Annotated in this window: 16 protein-coding genes and 1 tRNA gene; 14 read left to right on the top strand and 3 right to left on the bottom strand. The window is 43.0% G+C overall.

Features of this window, described 5'->3' with window-relative positions:
• Positions 1-32: 32 nt before the first annotated feature.
• From ACUNWA_RS06755 to ACUNWA_RS06725, 7 genes are all read left to right on the top strand, one after another.
• Complete coding sequence (locus ACUNWA_RS06755; RefSeq protein WP_445591127.1) at positions 33-2450, top strand: ABC transporter permease; 2418 nt, start codon at positions 33-35, stop codon at positions 2448-2450.
• Between the two features lie 59 nt (positions 2451-2509).
• Positions 2510-2887, top strand: coding sequence for a GxxExxY protein (locus tag ACUNWA_RS06750; protein ID WP_445591126.1), 378 nt, complete (start codon positions 2510-2512; stop codon positions 2885-2887).
• Between the two features lie 263 nt (positions 2888-3150).
• Positions 3151-5538 carry an ABC transporter permease gene (locus tag ACUNWA_RS06745; protein ID WP_445591125.1) on the top strand — a complete coding sequence of 796 codons (2388 nt, stop codon included), beginning with the start codon at positions 3151-3153 and terminating at the stop codon, positions 5536-5538.
• Between the two features lie 219 nt (positions 5539-5757).
• A complete protein-coding gene (gene ileS, locus ACUNWA_RS06740; protein WP_445591124.1) occupies positions 5758-9195 on the top strand; it encodes an isoleucine--tRNA ligase in 3438 nt (1145 codons plus the stop codon).
• Positions 9196-9310: 115 nt separating this feature from the next.
• Positions 9311-9688: a TraR/DksA family transcriptional regulator gene (locus ACUNWA_RS06735; RefSeq protein ID WP_299583650.1), complete on the top strand. Its 378-nt coding sequence runs from the start codon at positions 9311-9313 to the stop codon at positions 9686-9688.
• Between the two features lie 77 nt (positions 9689-9765).
• A complete protein-coding gene (locus tag ACUNWA_RS06730) occupies positions 9766-10431 on the top strand; it encodes a lipoprotein signal peptidase (protein ID WP_445591123.1) in 666 nt (221 codons plus the stop codon).
• Positions 10432-10520: 89 nt separating this feature from the next.
• A tRNA-Ile gene (locus ACUNWA_RS06725) sits at positions 10521-10594 on the top strand.
• Positions 10595-10908: 314 nt separating this feature from the next.
• On the opposite strand, the gene ACUNWA_RS06720 is transcribed toward ACUNWA_RS06725, so the two are convergent.
• The gene (locus ACUNWA_RS06720; RefSeq protein WP_445591122.1) at positions 10909-12654 is read right to left on the bottom strand and encodes a S41 family peptidase; all 1746 of its coding nucleotides are present in this window, start codon (positions 12652-12654) and stop codon (positions 10909-10911) included.
• A gap of 398 nt (positions 12655-13052) precedes the next feature.
• Between ACUNWA_RS06720 and ACUNWA_RS06715 the strand changes: the two genes are divergently transcribed.
• The 5 genes from ACUNWA_RS06715 to tsf all read left to right on the top strand — a co-directional run bounded on the left by ACUNWA_RS06715 (position 13053) and on the right by tsf (position 16560).
• The gene (locus ACUNWA_RS06715; RefSeq protein WP_445591121.1) at positions 13053-13574 is read left to right on the top strand and encodes a DNA-3-methyladenine glycosylase; all 522 of its coding nucleotides are present in this window, start codon (positions 13053-13055) and stop codon (positions 13572-13574) included.
• 355 nt (positions 13575-13929) lie between these two features.
• Positions 13930-14388: a 50S ribosomal protein L13 gene (gene rplM / locus ACUNWA_RS06710; protein ID WP_445591120.1), complete on the top strand. Its 459-nt coding sequence runs from the start codon at positions 13930-13932 to the stop codon at positions 14386-14388.
• Positions 14389-14390: 2 nt separating this feature from the next.
• Complete coding sequence (gene rpsI / locus ACUNWA_RS06705; RefSeq protein ID WP_445591119.1) at positions 14391-14777, top strand: 30S ribosomal protein S9; 387 nt, start codon at positions 14391-14393, stop codon at positions 14775-14777.
• A 114-nt stretch (positions 14778-14891) separates the two neighbouring features.
• On the top strand, positions 14892-15698 hold the full coding sequence (rpsB, locus tag ACUNWA_RS06700; RefSeq protein WP_445591118.1) for a 30S ribosomal protein S2: 807 nt from the start codon (positions 14892-14894) through the stop codon (positions 15696-15698).
• Between the two features lie 34 nt (positions 15699-15732).
• On the top strand, positions 15733-16560 hold the full coding sequence (gene tsf / locus ACUNWA_RS06695; RefSeq protein WP_445591117.1) for a translation elongation factor Ts: 828 nt from the start codon (positions 15733-15735) through the stop codon (positions 16558-16560).
• Positions 16561-17092: 532 nt separating this feature from the next.
• On the opposite strand, the gene ACUNWA_RS06690 is transcribed toward tsf, so the two are convergent.
• Both ACUNWA_RS06690 and ACUNWA_RS06685 read right to left on the bottom strand, forming a co-directional pair.
• Complete coding sequence (locus tag ACUNWA_RS06690) at positions 17093-18646, bottom strand: glycine--tRNA ligase (protein WP_445591116.1); 1554 nt, start codon at positions 18644-18646, stop codon at positions 17093-17095.
• Between the two features lie 30 nt (positions 18647-18676).
• A complete protein-coding gene (locus ACUNWA_RS06685; RefSeq protein ID WP_445591115.1) occupies positions 18677-18937 on the bottom strand; it encodes a hypothetical protein in 261 nt (86 codons plus the stop codon).
• Positions 18938-19078: 141 nt separating this feature from the next.
• Between ACUNWA_RS06685 and pyrH the strand changes: the two genes are divergently transcribed.
• Together pyrH and frr are read left to right on the top strand one after the other, a co-directional pair.
• Positions 19079-19789 carry a UMP kinase gene (gene pyrH / locus ACUNWA_RS06680; protein WP_445591114.1) on the top strand — a complete coding sequence of 237 codons (711 nt, stop codon included), beginning with the start codon at positions 19079-19081 and terminating at the stop codon, positions 19787-19789.
• 106 nt (positions 19790-19895) lie between these two features.
• Positions 19896-20459: a ribosome recycling factor gene (gene frr / locus ACUNWA_RS06675; protein WP_445591113.1), complete on the top strand. Its 564-nt coding sequence runs from the start codon at positions 19896-19898 to the stop codon at positions 20457-20459.
• Positions 20460-20621: the final 162 nt, after the last annotated feature.

Raw genomic sequence — 20621 nt, 5'->3', positions numbered from 1 at the left:
AACCTGAAATGGATAATTAAAATATATACGAAATGATTCGGAACTATCTATTACTAAGCATTAGGAATTTAATAAAGAAAAAATGGTTTACAGTTTTTAATATCAGTGGGCTTGCGATTGGTATGGCTGTGGCTTTGTTGATTTTGAATTACGTAAGTTTTGAATTCAGTTACGACAAGATGCATGAAAAACACGAACGGACTTATCGAGTAGAGAGTTTGTTCTACAAAAATGGCGAGTTAACGGATGATTTCCCGACTGCGTCATTTGGATATGCTCCTGCAATGGTCGAAAATATGACGGGTATTGAGGAATACGTTCGGGTTGATTTGTTGGCGACCAACCGGACTGTTCGATATAAGGATCGTATATTCAGGGAAAATGGCGTGGTGACTACTGAGCCTTCATTGTTTAATATTTTTTCGTTCCCTCTGATTGAGGGCGATCCTGCATCGGCCTTGTCGGGCCCCAATAAGGTGGTGATTACCAGCAAAATGGGTTCGAAATATTTCGGAGAGGAAAACCCCATAGGGAAGATACTAAAAATAAGTACTTCTGAGAATGAATTAAACTGTGAGGTTACTGGTATTTTAGAAGATATTCTGGAGAATTCGCACATTAATTTCGATTTCTTTATTTCGTGGGGGACTTTGCCTCAATGGCTTGATAATTATTGGTATATGCACGAAACATATACTTATTTGCTACTTGAGCCTGGAGTAGAGATAAAAACGATAGAGGATGCTTTTCCTGTAATGGCTGAAAAGTATAAGACGGAGGCAGCATTGAAAGATAAAACATGGGCCATACGCTTACAGCCCTTAGCTAATATTCACCTGACACCTCAAAAGCAGTACGAAAAGGAAGCCAAAGGAAACCGAAAAGCCATCAACATCCTTATTTTGGTTGCTTTTTCAATCCTTATTATAGCTTGGGTGAATTACATTAACCTGACCATTGCCCGTTCGCTGGAACGAGCAAAAGAGATTGGTATTCGAAAAGTGTCGGGAGCTTTTAAAAAGCAACTGATTGCACAATTTATGTTCGAATCGCTGATTGTTAACCTGATTGCCTTTGTAGTCGCTTTGGTGCTGGTGGTGCTTTGTATGCCTCTTTTTTCACATTTAGTGAATAAACAACTTTCATTTATCATTCTTCAGGAGCCTGTTTTCTGGATGGTGCTTGGGGCGACTTTTCTTGGAGGTTTTATTCTTTCTGGTTTTTACCCGGCCTTTGTGTTGTCATCGATAAAACCAGCGAAGGTCTTAAAGGGTAAATTTGTGCATAGTCAGGGTGCTGGGAATATCCGGAAGGCATTGGTGGTGTTTCAGTTTACCGCTTCTATGATCTTGATTAGCGGGACCATTATTGTGTACGCACAGCTTAACTACTTATTGAACCAGCCGCTTAATTTTAATCCTGAGCAGATTGTCGCTATTCGTTTTCCCGCATTTACCGAAAATCTGGAGGAGAAGATGACAACTTTCAGCAACGAACTGAAAGAGTTGCCAGAGGTAGAAAATACAAGTTTGTCGAGGTCGGTGCCGGGCATTGAAATTGCCACTTTTTATGCCAATTACAGGGCTGATGATCCAATGAAAGAAAATAAACTGTATGAGATGATGCCTGTGGATTACGATTTTACCGACACCTACGGGTTGGAAATTGTTGCAGGACGAGATTTCGATAAAAAATTCACCAATGATAGCTCTCGGATAATTGTAAACGAGTCGGCAGTGAAGAGCTTCGGATTTACCAGTAATGAGGCTGCGATCAACCAGAAAGTGATGCTGGAAACGCAGACCGAAGCGGTTGAGATTATTGGAGTGGTAAAGGACTATCACCATCTGGCGGCAAATCGGGAGATGTTTCCGACAGTCATGCTTTTCTTTAAGCGCATTCCCTGGCTTGGGTTTAAGTATTTGTCGGTAAAATTGAGTAGTAACAAAATGGGGAATAGCTTAAGCTTGATTGAAGAAAAGTGGTCTCGTTTCTTCCCGAATTCTACTTGTGATGTTCATTTCATCGATCAGGAATATGCGAATCAATACCGTCAGGATCGACAATTCGGATTGGTATTTGGCGTTTTCGCAGGACTTGCATTGTTTATAGCCAGCCTAGGCTTGTGGGTGTTGGCGCTCTTTTCAAGCTATTCAAGGATGAAAGAACTTGGCTTGAAAAAAACCTTAGGAGCCACCATTCCCAATCTCATATTCGATCTGTCGAAAGAATTTGGATTGCTGATTGGAGTAGCCATGTTCATAGGAATTCCGATCTCGTATTTTGTAATGACAAACTGGCTCGAAAACTTTGCTTACCAAACGCCATTAAATTGGTGGTTCTTTGCGTTATCCGCATTTTTTGCGCTGAGTATTGCGCTAGTTACCGTTTCGTTTCAATCTTATAAGGCAGCTACACGAAATCCGATTGAAAGTTTGCAGTACGAGTAAATTGTCTGAATCAGGATTTACGGGATGAAAAGATTAACAGGATGATAAATGATTGAAAAATGGATACAAAAATAAAGGATGAACTAACCTACAAAATTATTGGCTGTGCTATGAAGGTTCATAGTACTTTGGGGAACGGTTTTCAGGAGGTGATTTACCAACGTTGCCTGGCTATCGAATTGGATAAAGCAGGAATTGAATATGTGCGGGAACAGGAAATGCCAATCTATTATGAAAATATTCAGGTAGGAACCCGTAGGGCTGATTTTATTGTAGCAGGAGAAGTAATGGTTGAACTAAAGGCACTGGTGAAATTGGAAGATGTCCATTTGGCACAAGCATTAAATTATTTAACAGCTTTCCAATTAGAGCGAGGTTTGCTTGTCAACCTTGGGGCAAGCAGCCTGGAAGTTAAGCGACTATTCCGAAAACATTAATCCTGAAAATCCGGCAATCATGAGCATCCTGATTCTGACAATATACTGGCAAAGTTGGCGTGCAGCTACGCGTAACCCGGTAGAAGCTTTGCGGTATGACTAAGTAAATATCCACTTCGGGTTTTATTTTGAATGAGATCTGAAGAGATTTGACTGGCTACAAGAAATAATGTTGGGAGTGAGGAGTTATGGAGTGAATGATGTGAAGCAGGATAAAATGCTGAATGTAGATATGGTTTGAAAATGCTTTAATAATTTTGCCTATGATTTGGTACAGCTTCAAATTATTTATCCGTAGGGTTTTGAATGACAAAACCTTCTCGCTCATCAATGTTGTCGGACTGACGGTTGGGATTACGTCTTTTTTCGTTCTCTTTTTGCATGTGATGAATGAAAAAAGCTTTGATACCCACTTTGAGGGCTATCAGAACATTTATCGGGTTAGCTCGTCGCCTGTAGGGCAGGGATTTAAGGATTGGGCACGAAGCTTGGGAATGGTGCATGAAGCGGCAGCAACTATTCCCGAAATAGAAGCGGCCACTCAGTTTTCGCATACACCGGTGGGAGCGATAACCATTGGAGGGCAAGCCATTCAGCAAGAAGATGTTTTGTCGGTTGATCAGGCTTTTATGAATCTTTTCATGGTTGAAAGCGTGCTAGGAGATCTGGCAGAAATCAATAAGCCGAACACCGCTTTTATTTCAGAGGCCTTTGCTCAAAAGTATTTTCCTAATGAAAATCCCATAGGACAGATTCTGAAGGTTGATGCCTTGCAATACATGCGTGATTTGGGTGCCTACGAAATACGGGGAGTCGTCAGGAATACGCATCCTAAAACACACTTCAATTATCATATTCTGCTTTCGCAAAAGGGTGCACTTAGTGAGCGGTATGCCTCGCTGCCCGAGCGAAAAATACACTGGACTTATAATTACATCAAACTGAAGGAGCATGCAGCGCCATCGATGGTGGTTGTGAAGTTTCTGGACTATTTCAATGCTAGTAGTTTGAAGGAAACACGAGGCCCAAAAGATTACCGGTTTGGATTGATCCCGCTTGCTGATATTCATCTGAAATCGGATTACCGGTTTGAGTTAAAGGAAAGTTCAAGCAAGATCAATATCGGTTTGTTTGTGCTTATCGCTATCGTGATTTTGTTGACTTCGCTGTTGAACTTTATCAACCTGACCTTGGCCAAACTAATAAAACGTTCTAAAGAGCTGGGCCTAAAAAAATCTTTGGGGGCGAACGTCACTCAGCTCATCAGGCAGGTGTTGGTTGAGGTTTTTTTCTTTTGTGGCTTGGCCATGGTACTTGCTTTGATTTTGGCTGAAAGCATTCGGCCAGCCATTAATCGGTTTTTCGAAATTGATTTCCAAATCTATTATGCTGAGCCGGTGGTTTATGTTGTCATGGGCTTGGTTGTCGCTCTCTGTTTGGGATTAACAGCAATTTTCAGCTACTTCTTTTTATTGAAGAAAACATCAACCATTGATATTCTTTGGGAGAGAACGAATTTTTCGGGAAGTGTTGTTTTGAAATCCTTGCTGATTGGGCAGGTGTCTATTGTTATTTTGTTGCTCTGCGGTACGGTTTTAGTGAACAAGCAAATGAATTTTATTGCCAATCAGTCACTTGGGTTTGACAAGGAGAATGTGGTGGTATTAAAGGTTGGCGATTTCTCAAAAGATCCGGCTGTTTTTGCCAGCGAACTGGAAAAGCGAAGTTCAGTCGCTGCTGTCGGATTTACCAGTCAACATTTTGGGTATCCTACGCAAAGTATAAATCTCGAAGGCCTGGGTATTGACGGCAGCGCTGAGTTTGTATTTGCGAACTACGACTACCTGAAAACCATGAATATTCAGTTGGTTGAAAACTGGATCAATCCAGCTGCGGATACGGTGCGGGGCATGGTAATTAATGAGCACTTGTACCATCGACTGATTGAGAAACACGGAAGCCTGGATGCGCTGCATGCTTATCAGCAAACCCAGCCATTGGAGGCCGACCAGGAACGGATAAACTTCATCGGTGTTGCCAAAGATTTTAATTACAATTCAGCTCATCAACCTATTGGCGATTTTGCTTTTTGGTTGGATGAATCAGCTAGTCGTGCACGGTTTACACATGTTCGGCTAAACCCCGGCAACCTTCGAATGGCGATGAATGAAGTGAAACAGGTTTGGCAGCAACTTTACCCGGAGCAGGAATTCAGTTACTTTTTCATGGATGATCAGATTGCTCAACAGTACAAAGCTGAAATCATATTGAGTCGTATCTTGCTTAGCTTTTCCATCCTTGGTGTGCTGATTAGTATAATTGGGATTAGTGCACTTTCGCTATTTATAGCACAACAGCGTACCAAAGAAATTGGCATTCGCAAAGTTAACGGCGCCACAATCTTTGAAATCCTTACTTTGCTTAACAAAGACTTTGTGAAATGGGTAGCCATCGCCTTTCTGATTGCCTGCCCCCTTGCTTACTACGCCATGAGCCGATGGCTCGAAAACTTTGCTTACAAAACTACCTTAAGCTGGTGGATATTTGTTCTGGCCGGATTGTTGGCATTGGGAATTGCGCTGTTGACGGTTAGTTGGCAAAGCTGGCGGGCGGCTACGCGGAATCCGGTGGAAAGTTTGAGGTATGAGTAACGTGCAACGGACTGCTGAGATAAAATACTAAAAATGCATCACAAGGATGAGCAATCGCAAAGTGATCATAGGAAGTTTTAGAGCTTAAAAAAGCACGATTTGCTTTCTGCAAAATACAGGAAACGGGGTAATTCTTTAAAGAACAAGAACTAGGCTCCCTGAACGCAAAAATTTTCTATATTTGTACCTCTTAAAAAAGAATGACAAAATAGAACCCCAATGAGCGATAAATTTCCTGTATACAAGCAGTTAGATCTTTCTCAGGTGAACAAGGATGTTCTGAAAAAATGGGAAGAGGATGATACCTTTCATAAGAGTATAAGCACCCGCGAGGGAAACGAAACCTTTGTTTTTTATGAAGGACCGCCTTCTGCGAATGGTATGCCGGGAATTCATCACGTAATGGCACGGGCCATTAAAGACACCTTTTGCCGCTACAAAACCATGAAAGGTTTTCGGGTTCACCGCAAAGCCGGATGGGATACACACGGTTTGCCGGTCGAGTTGAGCGTGGAGAAATCATTGGGAATTACAAAAGAAGATATTGGTGGCAAAATTACAGTTGAAGAGTACAATGCTGCTTGCCGCCGCGAGGTGATGAAATACACCAAAGAGTGGGAAGAACTGACCCGCCAAATGGGTTACTGGGTGAACATGGATGATCCCTACATCACTTACGATAATCGCTATATTGAAACGGTTTGGTGGTTGCTTCGCAAGCTTTTCGACAAAGATTTGTTGTACAAAGGATACACCATCCAACCTTATTCGCCAGCTGCCGGAACTGGTTTAAGCTCGCACGAGCTGAACCAGCCAGGATGCTACCGCGATGTGAAAGATACCACAGCGGTTGCTCAGTTTGAAGTGATTCGTGACGAGAAATCCGAGTTTTTATTTGAAGGAGTGGATACCCCCGTGTACTTTTTAGCATGGACAACTACTCCCTGGACCTTGCCTTCGAATACCGCGCTTTGTGTTGGTCCTAAAATCAAGTACGTTAAAGTCAAGTCGTTCAACCCGTATACCGGAGATCCGGCAACAATGATTTTGGCGAAAGATTTGCTGAGTGCTCACTTCAACCCAAAATATGCTGAACTTGCTTTGGCTGAGTACAAGCCGGGAGACAAGAAAATTCCGTTTGAAGTGGTCGCTGAATTTACCGGCGAAGAACTGGCGGGAGTGAACTACGAGCAGCTGATCAACTGGGTTCAGCCCAAAGGAGATGCTTTCCGTGTAATTACCGGCGATTTTGTAACCACGGAAGATGGTACCGGAATTGTGCACATTGCACCAACCTTTGGTGCCGACGATGATCGCGTGGCCAAGCAAAACGGAATCGCGCCCTTGTTTGTAGAAGATAAAGAAGGCAAAAATCAGCCCATGGTTGACCGCAAGGGACGCTTCTACCGGATTGAAGATTTGGAGCCGGGCTTTGTAAGCACTCAGGTGAATCAGGAATCGTATCCGGAGTTCAGCGGGCGCTATGTCAAAAATGAATACGATGAGTTGCTGGATGAATCTTACTCAACTATTGATGTCGACATTTCGGTGATGTTGAAGAAGGAAAACAAAGCCTTCAAAATAGAAAAACATGAGCACAGCTACCCACACTGCTGGCGTACGGATAAACCGGTCCTTTACTATCCTCTGGACAGTTGGTTTATTAAAACAACAGCAGTAAAAGATAAGCTGATTGGCCTGAATAATACCATCAACTGGAAACCCAAATCAACCGGTAGCGGACGTTTTGGAAATTGGCTCGAAAATTTGGTTGACTGGAACCTGAGCCGTTCTCGTTTCTGGGGAACGCCACTTCCAATCTGGCGTACCGAAGATGGCTCGAAAACCAAATGCATCGGTTCGGTTGAAGAGCTGATGGTGGAAATTGAAAAAGCCGTTGCTGCCGGAATGATGGAGAAAAATCCGTATGAAGGATTTGAAACTGGAAATTTTGACGCAGCAAACTACCATAAAATTGATTTGCACCGTCCGTATGTCGACGACATCTTTTTGGTGAGCGACGACGGCGAGAAAATGTTCCGCGAACCGGACTTGATTGATGTTTGGTTCGACTCGGGTGCGATGCCTTATGCGCAACGTCATTTCCCATTCGAAAACAGCGATATTTTCAAAGATGTATTCCCAGCTGATTTCATTGCTGAGGGAGTAGATCAAACCCGTGGTTGGTTCTTTACCTTGCATGCTATTGCGACCATGATTGATGAATCGGTTGCTTTCAAAAATATTATTTCCAACGGGTTGGTTCTCGACAAGGCTGGCAATAAAATGTCGAAACGCCTGGGCAATGCCGTCGACCCATTCGAAACCATTGATAAGTATGGTTCCGATCCATTACGCTGGTACATGTTAACCAACGCGCAACCTTGGGATAACCTTAAGTTTGATGTGGGTGGAATTGATGAGGTGCGCCGCAAATTCTTCGGAACACTTTATAATACCTATGGTTTCTTTGCACTGTATGCCAATGTGGATGGATTCCGTTTTAAAGAAGCGGAAATTCCGGTGAGTGAACGTCCGGAGATTGATCGTTGGATTATCTCACTGCTAAACTCGTTGGTTAAAGAAGTAGGAGAAAGCCTCGAGTCTTATGAGCCAACACGTGCCGGACGTGCGATCTCTGAATTCGTTACGGAGAATTTAAGTAACTGGTTTGTACGCTTAAGCCGGAAACGTTACTGGGGTGGTGAATATGATCAAGATAAAATTTCAGCCTACCAAACCTTGTACTCATGTTTGGTGACTGTGGCAAAACTGGCTGCTCCAATCGCACCATTCTATGCCGATCAGCTTTATGCCGACCTGAACAAGCTAACAGGACTGGAGACGGATCAAAGCGTGCATTTAGCAGAATTTCCAATGGCAAACGAAAGTTTAATCGACCGGGATTTGGAGGAGAGAATGGCCATTGCACAAAAAGCGTCTTCCATGATTCTGGGCTTGCGCCGGAAAGAGAAGCTTAAAGTGCGTCAGCCTCTGGCTAAAATTATGGTGCCTGTTCTGAATGATCATTTCAAAATGCAGTTTGAAGCCGTTGAAAGTATTATTCTTTCGGAAGTGAATGTGAAAGAAGTGGAGTATTTGACGGATACTTCTGGTGTCATTAAAAAGAAAATTAAGCCCAACTTCAAGACACTTGGACCAAAATATGGCAAAATGATGAAGCAAATTGCCGGAGCATTGGCTAAGTTTGGTCAGGATGAAATAGCAAGCTTGGAAAAAGCAGGTAGTTATGCCTTGTCTGTGGGTGATGAAATGGTTGAGTTAAGCCCTGCTGATGTTGAAATCATGACTGAAGATATCCCTGGGTGGTTGGTTTCAACCGAAGGAGGATTGACCATCGCGTTGGATATTAATCTGACCGATGAGTTGAAACAAGAGGGAATTGCGCGCGAATTTATTAACAAAATTCAGAATTTACGAAAAGAAAGCAACTTTGAAGTGACGGATCGGATCGAAATTATCATCGAGAAACATGATTTTTTCAATGAGTCGGTGCTTCGTTTCAAAGAATATATCAGTACTCAAACTTTGGCAGATAGTCTCGAAATAGTAGATAATATTGGAGATTCAGCTGCTGCACGTGTAGAAATTGATCAGGATGTTGATGCTTTGATTTGTCTAAATAAAATAAGTTGAACCACTGATCGTTTAGTATGTTCTATGACCTGAGACAATTCAAAATATTTTTATAATTTAGGGTCGCAAATGATGATCACCTGATCTCCGTAGGGGATCCTAAAAATTTAAGGTTATGACTGAAAAAACGAGATATACAGATGCCGAATTGGCTGAATTCAAAGAGCTGATTCTGGGTAAGCTTGAAAAGGCTAAAGCGGATTACGAAATCTATAAGAATTCAATCACGCAAAGCGATGGTAACGATACGCAGGATACTTCGCCAACCTTTAAGGTGCTGGAAGAAGGAGCTGCCACGTTGTCGAAGGAAGAGGCCGGTAAATTGGCCCAGCGCCAGTTGAAGTTTATTCAGCATTTACAGGCAGCTTTAATACGGATTGAAAACAAAACCTATGGGATTTGTCGTGAAACCGGAAAGCTGATTGCCAAAGAGCGGTTGCGTGCGGTTCCTCATGCTACATTGAGTATTGAGGCCAAGAACAGTCAAAAATAGAACGCTACAGATAAAAATTATTGAAATGATTGGAAGGAATTCGCTTCCAATCATTTTTTTATGAAGAAAGTGAAATCATGTCAAGACTAACGAAATCCTTACTTCTGGTTTTTTCGGTGCTTTTTGTCGATCAATTCGTCAAAGTGTTGATTAAAACCAACATGTACCTTGGGCAAGAATTTTCCGTGATTGGTGATTGGTTCCTGATTCATTTTGTTGAAAACAATGGAATGGCTTTCGGAATCGAGTTTGCCGGAGAGTATGGAAAAATCTTTTTGAGTTTATTTCGGATTGTGGCAGTAACCGGAATTGGCTGGTATTTGTTTAAGCTTGTCAAAAAGGAGGAAGTTCCCATGGGCTTTATCGCCTGCATTGCTTTAATTTTTGCGGGTGCGATTGGTAACATCATCGATAGTGCGATCTATGGGCTGATCTTTAATGAGAGTTATGGACAGGTGGCTCAATTTATGCCAGCAGAAGGCGGGTATTCCTCATTCTTGCATGGCAAGGTGGTTGATATGCTCTACTTTCCGATTTTCTCAGGGCGCTATCCAAGCTGGATTCCCCTTGTTGGAGGAAATGACTTTCTATTTTTCAGACCGGTATTCAATATTGCCGATTCATCGATAACTATTGGTATCTTTAGTATTCTACTGTTTTATAGACAATTGTTTAGCAAGCTTGATCCAAACGATCTGGAAGCTAAAGAGGAGGCTGAAACTGCCAGCCAGCAAGAATCGTAGATGATAGAAATATCGGTTTTTGCTTGTGTATTTTAAGCTAATGTTGTAAACTTGCAATCCGAATTTCAGACTTAATTAAGAAAAATATTGGGCCTATAGCTCAGTTGGTTAGAGCACCTGACTCATAATCAGGTGGTCCCTGGTTCAAGCCCAGGTGGGCCCACTTCATAATCAGAGAGTTACAAGAATTACTTGTAGCTCTTTTTTTGTTTTCAAACACTTTGTATATTGATTGCACCTGTAGGTGATTGGAGGATTGAAACCTATTTCTGGAGTTATATATACCGTAGAGTTGATAGGCTGGTTTTTAGGCGTAATGCTAGTGTTGGGGTAAAAAACTTATATGGAAATCTCAGCGATACCATTATGCTGAAACCAGCTCAGGACAATTTTGAAAAGATGCGTAGTATACAATTTAAGAATGCGAAATCACTTCAGCGTTTAGTGCTGAAGTTCATAATACCCTGATTTTTGGCGCTAGGCCTCGTACTCTCCGATAAGCGGAGAGTAGGGGGATACGAGGTTGGGCTGCTGGCTGGTATTGAGTGAGATAATTTTTCCTTTGCTGAAGATGGTGCTGAAAGCTGCCGGGTTCTTTAGGGTTTCTTTGGCCTTGTCAATTCCTTTATCCTCCTGAATAGCTGATTTAATTGCCCCTTTCTGGTAGTAGTAGCGGGTGACAATCTCGTCGGTCAACATTTCTTTGATCTCCTCTTTGAAGGCCTCCAAGTCTTTGTCCAGCTCATGACCAATTTTTAGTTTCAACTGTTCAAATTCAGCTTCCGCTATCTGGTAGTATTTTTCATTCTTAGCCGTTTTCATCAGCTCGTTGAAGGCTTCTTCGGTCTGAGATTGGTAGGAGAATTTGCGATCTTTGACGAAGGCTTTAAAGTCGTTGAAGATTTCATCGGTCAACTTAAACTCTTCAGCAGATGGGATACGTTCATGTTCATTGGCAAATTTTGTGGCATAGTCGAAGAATAAGTATTCGCGAAGCAGATTAATGGTCAGGCTGCTGATTCGGTCCAAGTCAATCTTCACGTCGGGGACGATCCCTCCACCGTCATATACTTTCCGTCCTTTTTTGGTGGTAAACTCACTGATCAATGAGTCGGGCACAGTGCCTACGCTGCCGTCTTCATTGCGGTGTGAATAGTCAAGTGCCTGGATGCATCGACCGCTGGGGATGTAGTATTTGGCGGTGGTGACTTTTAGTTTGGCATTGTAACTCAGGTCGCGGGTGGTTTGTACCAAGCCTTTCCCAAAGGTGCGCGTTCCGATAATAACGGCCCGGTCAAGGTCCTGAAGGGCACCAGATACAATTTCGGAGGCTGAAGCGGAGCCCTGATTTACCAGCACAGCCATAGGCATGACAGTATCCACTGGGTTTTCTGTTGCTGTGTAGGCTTTATCCCACCGTTTAACCTTCCCTTTGGTGCTCACCACATCGGATCCTTTTGGAACGAAAAGGTTAACAATTTTCACGGATTCCATTAGCAGACCTCCTGGATTGGAGCGCAGGTCCAGGATTAGCGATTTGGCCTGGTGTTGTTCTTTGAGTTCAATAAAGGCTTTCTTGACTTCATTGGCACAGTTCTGGGTGAAATTCGAAAGGCGGATATAGGCTGTCTCGTCATCAAGCATGCCATAGTATGGAACGGCGTCAATCTGGATGTTCTCACGGACAATATCAATCTCCAGGCTTCTTTTCTGTCCCGGACGTTCGACTTTAACGGAGACGACTTTGTTGGCCGGTCCTTTGAGCAGGTTGCTCACATCTTCAACCGATAAGTTCAACGTTTCTTTTCCGGCTACTTCCAGTAAAATGTCGCCGGCTTTTAATCCCGACTTCTGTGCCGGGAATCCTTCGTAGGGCTCGGCAATAACTACCTGTTCGCCATGTTTGGTAATCACTGCACCAATGCCGGCATATTCTCCCGTGGTCATGAATTTGAAGTCTTCCATTTCCGATTCGGGAATATAGGTCGTGTACGGATCGAGCGATTCAAGCATATCGTCAATGCTGGTTTTGATCAGGTCGGTGGGGTTGATGTCATCAACATAGAACAGGTTGAGCTCGCGCACCAGCGTGTAGTAGATATCCAGGTTCTTGTCGACAAGGAATAGTTTTTCATCTCGGTTAAAGCCTGTGAATACCAATAAGCCAGCCAGTAATATGGCTGCAGCTGAAAGTCCTATCTTTGTTTTCCTGTTTTGTTTCATGGTGAACTGTTTTTAATGCAGACGACAAAAATAATAAAGCTTTGTTTAAAAGTAGTTGTCATTTTCAGGTAATTAGTTAAATAATCTTAATTGACTGAGTCCGATTTAACTTTCAAAGGAAAGTCACCGTATTTCGGTATGTTGCCTTTCGTAGGGAGAACTTGAGAATGGAGGGGTACCCTTGGAGTCCTGCTGGTTGGGATTTGCTATCACGACCTGGCTAATCGGGTGTCTTAGATGTTCGCTCATCGCATGCGTGTGGATGGGGCAATGTTTTAGGCGCGTTGAACAGGCAGGTCAGGTCGCTGCATTTGTGATGACGTGAAGCTGGACATAGAACGACTGACAGTGCTCACTGACTAAATGAACGCACTTTTTTAAAAGTATATCTTTATAGTATGAAGACTAGTCGAACACGATTGACTGCTGATTTTTTTCGACGTGATACGCTTGCTGTTGCGCGTGAGTTGGTTGGCAAAACGTTGGTTCGTGTTTTCGACGATCAGGAGGTTCGTCGTTACCGGATTGTGGAAACCGAGGCCTACTGTGGGCGGGATGATTTGGCATGCCATGCCAGTAAAGGACTTACTCCACGTACCAAGGTAATGTTTGAAGCCGGAGGGCTGGTGTATGTGTATCTGATTTACGGCATTTATTGGCTGCTGAATGTTGTGACGGAAGAGACCGACAAAGGGTCAGCGGTACTTATTCGTGCATTGGAAGGTGTTGATGGCCCGGGGCGGGTAGGGCGTGAGTTGCAGCTCGATTGGTCTTTCTATGGTGAGGACTTGCAGCGTTCGGCGCGGCTTTGGCTGGAAGATGAAGCGCCGGTTTCGAAGGTGACCACATTGCCCCGGGTGGGAATTCACTATGCCGGCGAGCCCTGGGTAAGTAAGCTCTGGCGATTCAAATTGGCGTAATTGGGATCGCAGTAGCAGAAATAAGGACCCGATCTAAAAAAAAGAGATCGGACCCCTAAACATTTTTGTAGGCTGTTTGTGCCCTGTGCTTGGGAGGGTGCTGTGCATCTTCCTGCTTGTAAATCTTTGGGTTAATTTTATTTTAGGTGGGCTTTTGTGTTTGGTTTTTAAGAAAAAAGAAATACTTTTGCAGTCCCGATTATTGTCCGTACTTGCAGTTCTTATAAATAATTGATTATGTTGTCGGTAGAAAGCTTATTAACATGCCCGGTGTTGATAAGTCGGAAGCCACTCAACCAATTGAATTGTAAGTTTTTGCAACTTTTAGTGTTAATTTAAAAAAAATTAAAGGCAAGTGGATACTTTATCTTACAAGACCGTTTCGGCCAACAGTGCCACGGCAAATAAGGAATGGGTTGTTGTTGATGCAGCAGATATGGTGCTTGGTCGTTTGGCCAGTGCAGTAGCCAAGATTCTGAGAGGCAAACACAAACCCAACTTTACACCTCACGCAGATTGTGGGGATAATGTAATTGTGATCAATGCAGAGAAAGTGCGTTTGACAGGTAAAAAAATGAGTGATAAAATTTACCTGCGCCACACCGGTTACCCGGGTGGACAGCGCAAGCAGACTCCTGAGGATATTTTAGCTAAATATCCGGAGCGTTTGGTAGAGAAAGCTGTTAGAGGCATGCTACCCAAAAATCGTTTGGGGCGCAAAGTTTATGGCAACATGAAAGTGTACATTGGTGCTGAGCACAAGCAAGAAGCTCAAAACCCCAAAGTGATTGATTTAAACGTGATTAAATTATAACAATGGAAGTAGTAAATACCCTAGGACGTAGAAAATCTGCTGTTGCTCGTATTTATTTAAGCGAGGGCAAAGGAAACATTACCATTAACAAAAGGGATTTGAAAGAATATTTCCCAAATGGAACACTGCAGTATATTGTTACGCAACCATTGACTCTAATTGGTGTAGCTGATCAATATGACATTAAAGTGAATCTTGACGGTGGTGGTATTAAAGGACAGGCTGAAGCGTTACGTTTGGCCATTACAAGAGCCTTGATGGAAATTGACCCTGAGTCAAGAACAGTATTGAAACAAGCCGGCTTTGTGACCCGCGATCCTCGTGAAGTGGAACGTAAAAAACCAGGTCAACCAAAAGCACGGAAACGTTTCCAATTCTCAAAACGTTAAGAAAGTTTATCAAACTAAATATGACTGTGGATCTGAAATCACTGAGACTTCCAGCTTTTGGTTAGGGGCTACTCAGGGGTTGCTTTTCAACAAATTATTTAAAAAAGTAAAAAGATGCCAAGAACAAATTTTCAAGAATTATTGGATGCAGGTGTACACTTTGGTCACCTGAAAAGAAAGTGGAATCCAAATATGGCTCCGTACATCTTCATGGAGAAAAACGGAATCCACATCATCGATTTACAAAAAACAGTTGTGAAAATCGATGAGGCCGCTGCCGCCTTGAAACAAATTGCCAAATCGGGACGCAAAATATTATTTGTCGCAACGAAGAAACAAGCGAAAGAGATCGTTGCTGATGCTGTAGGGAGCGTAAATATGCCTTACGTAGTTGAGCGTTGGCCTGGTGGTATGCTAACAAACTTCCCAACGATCCGCAAAGCGGTGAAGAAAATGATCGCTATTGATAAAATGGCGAAAGACAGCAGTTGGGATAACTTGTCAAAACGCGAAAAGTTGCAAATAACACGTCAGCGTGCTAAATTGGAAAAAGTCCTTGGAAGTATTGTTGACTTAACCCGTCTTCCCGCAGCCTTGTTTGTGGTTGACGTCCTGAAAGAAAAAATCGCCGTACGTGAAGCTCAGAAATTGGGCATTCCTGTGTTCGCGATGGTTGATACCAATTCAAATCCTGAAGGACTTGATTTCATCATTCCTGCCAATGACGATGCTTCTCAATCTGTTCGTTTGATCGTTCGCCTGATGTGCGACGCTGTCGGCGAAGGCTTGAATGAACGCAAAGTAGAGCGTGAGAATGAAGGCGACGAAGACAAACCGAAAAAAGCCAGAGCCAAGAAATCAGCTGCTAAAGCTGAAGCTAAGACTGAAACGGTTGAAGTAGAGAAAAAAGACGAAGAATAATTGCTCTTTTAACAACTATAAAACACAAACAATTATGGCAATTACTGCTGCAGATGTAATGAAGTTGCGTAAAGCAACAGGCGCCGGCATGATGGACTGTAAAAACGCCCTTGCCGATGCAAACGGTGACTTTGATGCTGCCGTTCAGATAATCCGCGAAAAAGGTAAACTGGTAGCAAACAAACGTTCTGATCGCGAAGCGTCAGAAGGTGTTGTGTTAGCTGGTGTTAGTGAAGATAATAAATTCGGAGCAATTGTAGTTTTGAATTGTGAGACAGACTTTGTTGCTAAAAACGAAGACTTTGTGAGCAAGACAAAAGCGTTTTTGGATGTTGCTATTGCCAATCAGCCTGCTGATCTTGAAGCTTTGAAAGCGTTGGAAGTTGATGGACGTACAATTGAATCACACGTAACTGAGCAATCGGGTGTTATTGGTGAGAAGATTGAATTGTCTTTCTACGCTAAAGTGGAAGCAGAAGCTGTTGTGCCTTACATCCACCCAGGAAACAAATTGGCTACTTTGGTTGGTTTCAACCAAGGAACTGTTGAAGCACAGGTGATGAGAGATGTGGCTATGCAAGTAGCTGCCATGAGTCCTGTTGCTGTTGATAAAGACAATGTTGCTCCAGAGGTTGTTGCAAAAGAATTAGAAATTGCGAAGGAAAAATTCCGTCAAGAAGGAAAACCAGAAGCAATGCTTGATAAAATCGCTCAAGGTTCTTTGAATAAATTCTTCAAAGAAAACACGCTGTTGAATCAAGCCTTTGTAAAAGACAACAAGCAAACGGTAAAAGAGTACCTGCAATCAGTTGATAAAGGGTTGACAGTAACTGAGTTTGTTCGTTTTGCATTAGCAGAATAAGCATATTCTATCTCGATAGATATAAGGGCTAACCATTATTTGGTTAGCCCTTTTTTTTGTTCCTGAAAGTCTCGGTTGCAGGCATCGTGTTCGCGACTCACTTTTCGCTACTCCGTTTCTCATGGATTACTTGTTTGTCCTTCCGGACGGGACTTCATTTTTTCCAGTTGATGAAAAAAAACAGCCTGCAGGACGGGCAGGGAAGGAAGAAAATCTTGTCAGACTGATTCTTCCGCGCGTGTTATGGTTTTTTCTTTCCGACCCATGTCCCTCAATACCCGCCAACGCTGGATCGGGCTACTTTGACGACCTGCGTTGCTTTCGCCTACGACGAAGTGGGGGACTTGAGGGTAGACGCTTTCCCGCTCTTCTAGAGACTCACGCCTCACTCCTTTACCCTGTGAAATTAATCCGCTGGGATTTTGCTAGGGTGGCTCTCACTACTCTCTACTGCCCTTTCTACTCACGATTTCGCGTAAAAATAAAGGCCGAATCTTTCGAAACGGCCTTTGAACAGTGGTATGTATTTTTCTTACTTCAATTTGGCAAAAAGTGCTTTGAAGTTCACTTGCGAAGCAATGATTCCTTTCAAGTCGGTAATAGCTATACGCTCTTGTTTCATCGTGTCGCGGTGGCGGATGGTCACGGTTTGATCTTCCAGACTTTGGTGATCTACCGTGACACAGAATGGGGTTCCTACAGCATCCTGACGACGGTAGCGCTTTCCGATTGAGTCTTTCTCATCATACTGGCAGTTGAAGTCGAACTTCAGATCATCGATAATTTCACGTGCCTTCTCGGGCAGTCCATCTTTCTTTACCAAGGGCATTACGGCCAGTTTAACAGGAGCCAGAGGTGCGGGAAGTTTCAAGACCACACGTGTATCCTTTTTGCCATTGGCAGCTTCCAGCTCTTCTTCAAAATACGAAGCGGACATGATTTGTAAGAACATGCGGTCGACTCCAATAGATGTTTCTACTACATAGGGGACATAGGATTTTCCTAATTCAGGGTCATAGTATTGAATTTTCTTTCCAGAGAATTCCTGATGCTGTGAAAGGTCAAAGTCGGTGCGGGAGTGAATGCCTTCTACTTCTTTAAATCCAAAAGGAAATTTATATTCTACATCAACAGCGGCGTTGGCGTAGTGAGCCAGTTTTTCATGCTCGTGAAAACGGTAGTTGTTGTCGCCAAAGCCTAGGGCGCGATGCCATTTCATGCGTGTTTCTTTCCATTGGTCAAACCAGTCAAGCTCCGATCCAGGGCGAACGAAGAATTGCATCTCCATTTGCTCGAATTCGCGCATGCGGAAGATAAACTGACGGGCAACAATCTCGTTACGGAAGGCTTTCCCGATTTGAGCAATCCCAAACGGAATTTTCATGCGTCCGGTTTTTTGCACATTCAGGTAGTTGACAAAAATTCCTTGTGCTGTTTCGGGGCGCAGGTATACTTTTAAAGCACCATCTGCTGTCGAGCCCATTTCGGTGCCAAACATCAGGTTGAACTGGCGTACATCGGTCCACTCGCGTGTTCCACTGACTGGGCACACGATTTCCTGATCAATGATGATCTGCTTCAGCTCGGCTAGGTCGTTGTCGTTCAAGGCTTTTGAAAAACGAGCGTGCAATTCATTCCATTTCTGTTGGTTAGCCAGCACTCGTGGGTTGGTTTCCCTGAATTGTTTTTCATCAAAGGCCTCGCCAAAACGTTTTTGTGCTTTGGCCACTTCCTTGTTCATTTTCTCTTCGAACTTGGCCAGTTGGTCTTCAATTAAAACATCAGCGCGGTAACGTTTCTTCGAATCCTTATTGTCGATCAACGGATCGTTGAAGGCATCCACGTGACCGGAGGCTTTCCAAATGGTTGGGTGCATAAAAATGGCCGAGTCCAGTCCGACCACGTTTTCGTGCAGCATGACCATGCTGTCCCACCAATATTTTTTGATGTTATTTTTAAGTTCTACGCCATTCTGACCGTAATCATAAACAGCTCCAAGCCCATCGTAAATTTCGCTTGACTGAAATACAAATCCATACTCTTTACAATGCGCAATCAGCTTCTTGAAAATATCTTCCTGAGCCATAATAATCCTTATTAAAATATCCGTTTGAAATTAATCGACTTCTTCAAAATCAACATACTCGCCTTCATCCTTGGGGATGTGGTTTCCATTGTTTCGTTTTGTTTCAATGGTTACTTCTCCTTCTGGTTTCGAATTCCGGGGCTCCCGAAAATCCCGATGTTGTTTTGGCTGACTGAAAAATAGGGGTAGAACATACCTTGTAAGCAGCTTGATCAGGTAATAAATGACCACGAATACAAATAGTGTTCTGAAAAAACCAACCAAAAATAAAATCACATTTAATTGTTCCATATCTCTTGAAAATCAGCGGCCGTAAAATTAGCAATTATATTATGAAATGGGAATTGATTCGGTCCAATAATTGAAAATAGCAGACCGATTCGGTTTATCGGAGTTTTTAGAATATTCCTACCTTTGCAAAAAAAAGAAAAAATGACCACATACAAACGTGTACTGTTAAAATTAAGTGGCGAATCGCTGATGGGGGATCAGGCCTATGGCATTGACCAGGAGCGGCTGAGTGATTATGCTATGCAAATTAAAGAGGCTGTGGCGCTGGGTGTCCAAATCGGAATCGTTATTGGCGGAGGAAATATTTTCAGAGGATTAAGTGGAGCAGCGAAAGGCTTTGATCGGGTAAAAGGAGATCAAATGGGTATGCTGGCGACCGTGATCAATAGTCTGGCTTTAAATTCAGCGCTGACAGCTCATGGCGTCAAATCCAGGGTGTTGACGGCAATCCGGATGGAGCCGGTAGGTGAGTTTTACTCTAAAGACAAAGCTATCGAAACCTTGGAGAAAGGTGAAGTTGCTATCTTTTCGGGCGGAACCGGAAATCCTTATTTTACTACCGATACGGGTTCGTCCTTACGTGGAATTGAAATTGAGGCCGATGCCATGCTGAAAGGTACACGGGTTGATGGTATCTATACTGCCGATCCGGAGACTGATGCTTCGGCTACCAAGTTTGAAAAAATATCATTCGACGAAATTTATAACCGGGGTTTGAAGGTGATGGATCTGACTGCAACCACCATGTGCAAGGAGAACAATTTGCCCATCGTTGTTTTCAATATGGACGAAAAGGGAAACCTGATGAAAGTACTGTCTGGCGCCAACATTGGGACGCTAGTACACGGGTAAAAGGTTTTTTATCGATTTTTCATTAAAAAAGTTAAGGAATTTCAAAATTCTTTAATTTTTTCTATATTTGCTCACAGCACAAGCAAAATTGACCATTTTATTGAATATGGAAGAAGAATTAGAATTGATACTTGAAGTTTGTAAAGAGAAGATGGAGGCAGCTATTAGTCACTTGGAAGATGAATTAGTTCATATTCGGGCAGGCAAAGCTTCTACGAGGATGTTGGATGGAGTTTCAGTTGATTATTATGGAAGCATGACTCCTTTGAATCAAGTGTCGAATGTCAGTACCCCGGACGCCCGCACCATTGCTGTGCAGCCTTGGGAAAAGCCAATGATTGCTCCTATCGAGAAAGCGATCATGAATGCCAACCTGGGCTTCAACCCGGAGAATAATGGTGAAATTATTCGTATTAGTGTTCCTCCGTTGACTGAAGAGCGGCGCCGTAACCTGACTAAGCAAGTGAGTCAGGAAGGCGAGAAAGCCCGAATCAGCATTCGAAGTGCACGTAAGGAAGCCAACGAAGGGGCGAAAAAGCTGTTGAAAGATGGCTTGTCGGAAGATTTGCAAAAGAATGCGGAGGCAGACGTGCAGGAAATGACCGATCGCTATGGCAAAAAGGTTGATAGCTTGCTTGAAGATAAAAATCAAGAGATTTTAACGATATAATTGTTTCTAGTTTTCTGTTTTCTGAACATTGTTTAATTGTTTTCATGGCTTTGAGGCAGCTTGTTTAAGCTGCCTTTTTTTTACTTCAAGTTACTTTTCAAAGTTTTTCTGAAATCTTTTTCAATACGGTAGTGCTTTGTTTGCTTAGTTGGTCAGCCAGAT

It is taken from the genome of Sunxiuqinia sp. sy24 (assembly GCF_052677165.1).
The sequence above is the reverse complement of the archived record's forward strand: the minus strand, read 5'-3'. Positions and strand labels throughout refer to the sequence as shown.